This window comes from Euzebyales bacterium (assembly GCA_035461305.1).
Lineage (GTDB): Bacteria > Actinomycetota > Nitriliruptoria > Euzebyales > JAHELV01 > JAHELV01.
In genome coordinates, this window is record DATHVN010000120.1 from 1 (window position 1) to 3,308 (window position 3,308).

The window sequence follows — 3,308 nt, forward strand, 5'->3', positions numbered from 1 at the left end:
TGCGCTGGCGTGGCCGCTGGGTGCAGGTCGATCCCGGCGAGGCGCTGGCCTTGGCCGACCTCGCGGGTTCACGTGGACGGCTGACCCTCGCCGAGGCGCTGGCGGCGGGGCTCACCGGCGCCTGGGAGACCGACGAGGCCGATACGGTCGAGGTCAGGCCGAGCGGCGCGCTGGCCGACCTGCTCGCGCACCTGCGCGACGGCGCGGGACCGGGCACCGCGGTGCTCGACGGCGTCGACGCCACCCTGCGCGACTACCAGCGCCGCGGTGTCGCGTGGCTCCAGGCGATGGCACGGCTGGGGCTGGGCACGGTGCTGGCCGACGACATGGGCCTGGGCAAGACGCTGCAGACCATCGCGCTGCTGGTGACGCGCGGCGGCGACCGGCCGCACCTGGTCGTGTGCCCGACCTCGGTGGTCGGCAACTGGGAGCGCGAGCTGGCGCGGTTCGCCCCCCGCCTGCCGGTGCTGCGCCATCACGGACCAGGTCGCGCGACCACGCCCGACGCGTTCGTGCCGGGCGCGGTCGCGGTCACCAGCTACGGGCTGGTCCGCCGTGACGTCGACCTGCTCGCCGCGGTCGACTGGGACACCGTCGTGCTCGACGAGGCCCAGCAGGTCAAGAACCACGCGTCGAAGGCCGCGCGGGCGGTGCGACGCCTGCCCGCCCGGGCGCGCGTCGCCCTGACCGGCACGCCGGTCGAGAACCGGCTGGCGGAGCTGTGGGCGATCGTAGACTTCGCCGCCCCCGGTCTGCTGGGGCCGTTCACCCGGTTCCGTGAACGCTACGCCGTGCCCGTCGAGCGCTGGGGCGACACTGACGCCGCCGACAGGCTGCGCCGGATCGTCGCGCCGTTCCTGCTGCGCCGGACCAAGACCGAGGTGGCGACCGACCTGCCGCCCAAGCAGGAGGCCATGGTTGTGTGCAGCCTCACGCGTGAGCAGGCGACGCTGTACCAGGCGGCCGTGGACCGGGTCTTCGACGCCGGCCTCGCCGGCGACGGCATCGACCGGCGTGGCCAGATCCTGGCGTTGCTGACCGCGCTCAAGCAGATCTGCAACCACCCCGCGCAGTACCTCGGGGAGCGGGGGCCACTGCCGGGCCGGTCCGGCAAGCTGGACCGCACCGCCGAGATGCTGGTCGAGGTCGCCGCCGCCGGCGACCGCGCGCTGATGTTCACCCAGTACCGCGCGATGGGTACCCTGCTCGCCCGCCATCTTGCGGCGCGCCTCGATGTCGCCGAGGTCCCCTTCCTTCACGGTGGCGTCAGCGCGACGGCCCGTGACGCGATGGTCGCCGCGTTCCAGTCGGGCCAGGAACCATCGCCGGTGCTGCTCGTGTCGATCAAGGCCGGCGGCACAGGCCTCAACCTGACCGCCGCCACGCATGTCGTCCACTATGACCGCTGGTGGAACCCGGCCGTGGAGGACCAGGCAACCGACCGCGCCTACCGCATCGGTCAGGTGCGGCCCGTGACCGTGCACAAGCTGGTCACAGCCGGCACGGTCGAGGAACGCGTCGCCGCCCTGCTGGAGCGCAAGCGGGCGCTGGCCGACGCGGTCGTCGGCACCGGTGAGACCTGGATCACCGAGCTCGGCGACGAAGCGCTGCACGACCTCGTGTCGCTGTCGGCGGCCGACATCTCCGACGAGGACGACGTCTCATGACCGTGCACGCACGCTGGCTGCACCGCGAGGTGGGGACCGTATGGTGACACGCTTCGGCCTGACGTGGTGGGGCAAGCGGTGGATCGGCGCCCTCGAGGCGCTCGGCGCGGTCTACGCGAACCGCCTGCCGCGCGGTCGAACCTATGCGCGCCAGGACCGGGTCGCGAAGCTTACCGTGCGTCCGGGCCGGGTGACCGCTCAGGTCCAGGGCCGTCGCGTCCGCCCGTACCGCGTGACGCTGACACTGCCCACGTTCGACGACGCCACGTGGGACAGCGTCCTCCGAGCCCTGGCCGGCGAGGTGCGCCACACTGCCGACCTGCTCGACGGGCGCATGCCCGATGACATCGACGACGTGCTCCAGGCCTGTGGCGTGTCGCTGTTCCCACGCGCGAGAGAATTGTCGACGTCGTGCTCGTGCCCCGACACGGCGAATCCCTGCAAGCACGTCGCGGCCGTGCACTACACCCTGGCACAGACCTTTGACGACGACCCGTTCCTGCTCCCCGGGCTGCGGGGCCGCGGGCGCGACGAGCTGCTCGCCGGGCTCCGGGCCCACCGCGCGGGGAGCGACGGGTGGGCGGACGACAGCTCAGACAACGACGCCACGGTCCGCGTCGACGATCTGATCGCCAATCAGCTGTTCACCGCTCGCGGAGCACTGGACGAGATCGATCTCCGCCCCCGCGCGGTCGGCGATCCGACCGTAACGTTGCGCCGCCTCGGCCCCCCGCCCGGCGCCAGCGAGGTCGAGGCAGATCTGCACGATGTCGTCGCCGACGCCGCAGAGCGCGCGTGGCGTGTCCTTGCCGGCGAGGTCTGACGCGCCCGCGTGCGGACCCGGCTGACGCCGCGCGCCGACGCTGAGACGCGCGCGGTCCCCGAGAGGCGGCCATCTGACGGCGCGCAGAGGTCGTGGCGCACGTGACGTTCAGCGTCAGACCCGGATGGTCTCGCGCTGGTCGTCGGCCACGCGCCCACGGTGCGAACGGTCGTGGGCGGCCACACGTCCACCGTGCCGGTGGTTGTCGGCCCATCGCGATCGCCCGCTCGTGCACGACGTGGCGCTCCGACCGCAGCCGCCGAAGACGGCAATGAGCGGGAAGACGATCCACCACAGCTGCCACCCGCTGGCGAGGACCACGGTGACCGCCGCGACGACCGCGACGGTACGCAGCACAGCACCACCATCCAGTGCCGACGGCCACCGCACGCGAACCGGTGTCGGCCGCGTCGCGTGAGGCGGCACAGGCTGCAGCGGTGGCAGATCGCGCAGGACCGGCCCGAGATCTGCACGTGTCGTCGCCGCCAGCGCCTCGCCGACGCGCTGTTCGAACTCCTCCAGCGTCAGGCGTCCGTCGGCGGTGTGACGCCGCAGGAGTTCGATGATGCGCTCGCGCTCGGTGTCGGAGGCCCGTAGCTGTCCGTCCGGAGCGGCCATGGTCGTCTCCCGTCCATCAATCTTGTCACCGACAACATACACCTGTGAAGCCGGAACGCAAGCCCGTGTCCACCGATTGGTCAACAAGGTGTCGTCCGAGCGGTTTGCGAGGTCGCGACGGACGGGCGACGCGCGCCACACGCCGACCGGGCCACGCTGAGCGCAACGATCACAGGAGGACCCCAATGGACACCATCGTC

Annotated in this window: 3 protein-coding genes; 2 read left to right on the forward strand and 1 reads right to left on the reverse strand. The window is 72.3% G+C overall.

Translation table 11 applies throughout. The features are described 5' to 3' along the window. Positions 1–1,667, forward strand: a 1,667-nt coding sequence (locus VK923_11195) for a DEAD/DEAH box helicase (protein HSJ45235.1), incomplete at its 5' end; no start/stop codon positions are given. A gap of 40 nt (positions 1,668–1,707) precedes the next feature. Further along, the gene (locus VK923_11200) at positions 1,708–2,490 is read left to right on the forward strand and encodes an SWIM zinc finger family protein (GenBank protein ID HSJ45236.1); all 783 of its coding nucleotides are present in this window, start codon (positions 1,708–1,710) and stop codon (positions 2,488–2,490) included. Between the two features lie 114 nt (positions 2,491–2,604). Here VK923_11200 and VK923_11205 read toward each other — a convergent pair whose 3' ends face one another. After that, complete coding sequence (locus VK923_11205; protein ID HSJ45237.1) at positions 2,605–3,108, reverse strand: DUF1707 domain-containing protein; 504 nt, start codon at positions 3,106–3,108, stop codon at positions 2,605–2,607. Positions 3,109–3,308 lie beyond the last annotated feature (200 nt).

Coding starts and splice junctions, on each gene's coding strand:
- VK923_11200 (HSJ45236.1), top strand. CDS start 1,708: ATGGTGACACGCTTCGGCCTGACGTGGTGGGGCAAGCGGTGGATCGGC.
- VK923_11205 (HSJ45237.1), bottom strand. CDS start 3,108: ATGGCCGCTCCGGACGGACAGCTACGGGCCTCCGACACCGAGCGCGAG.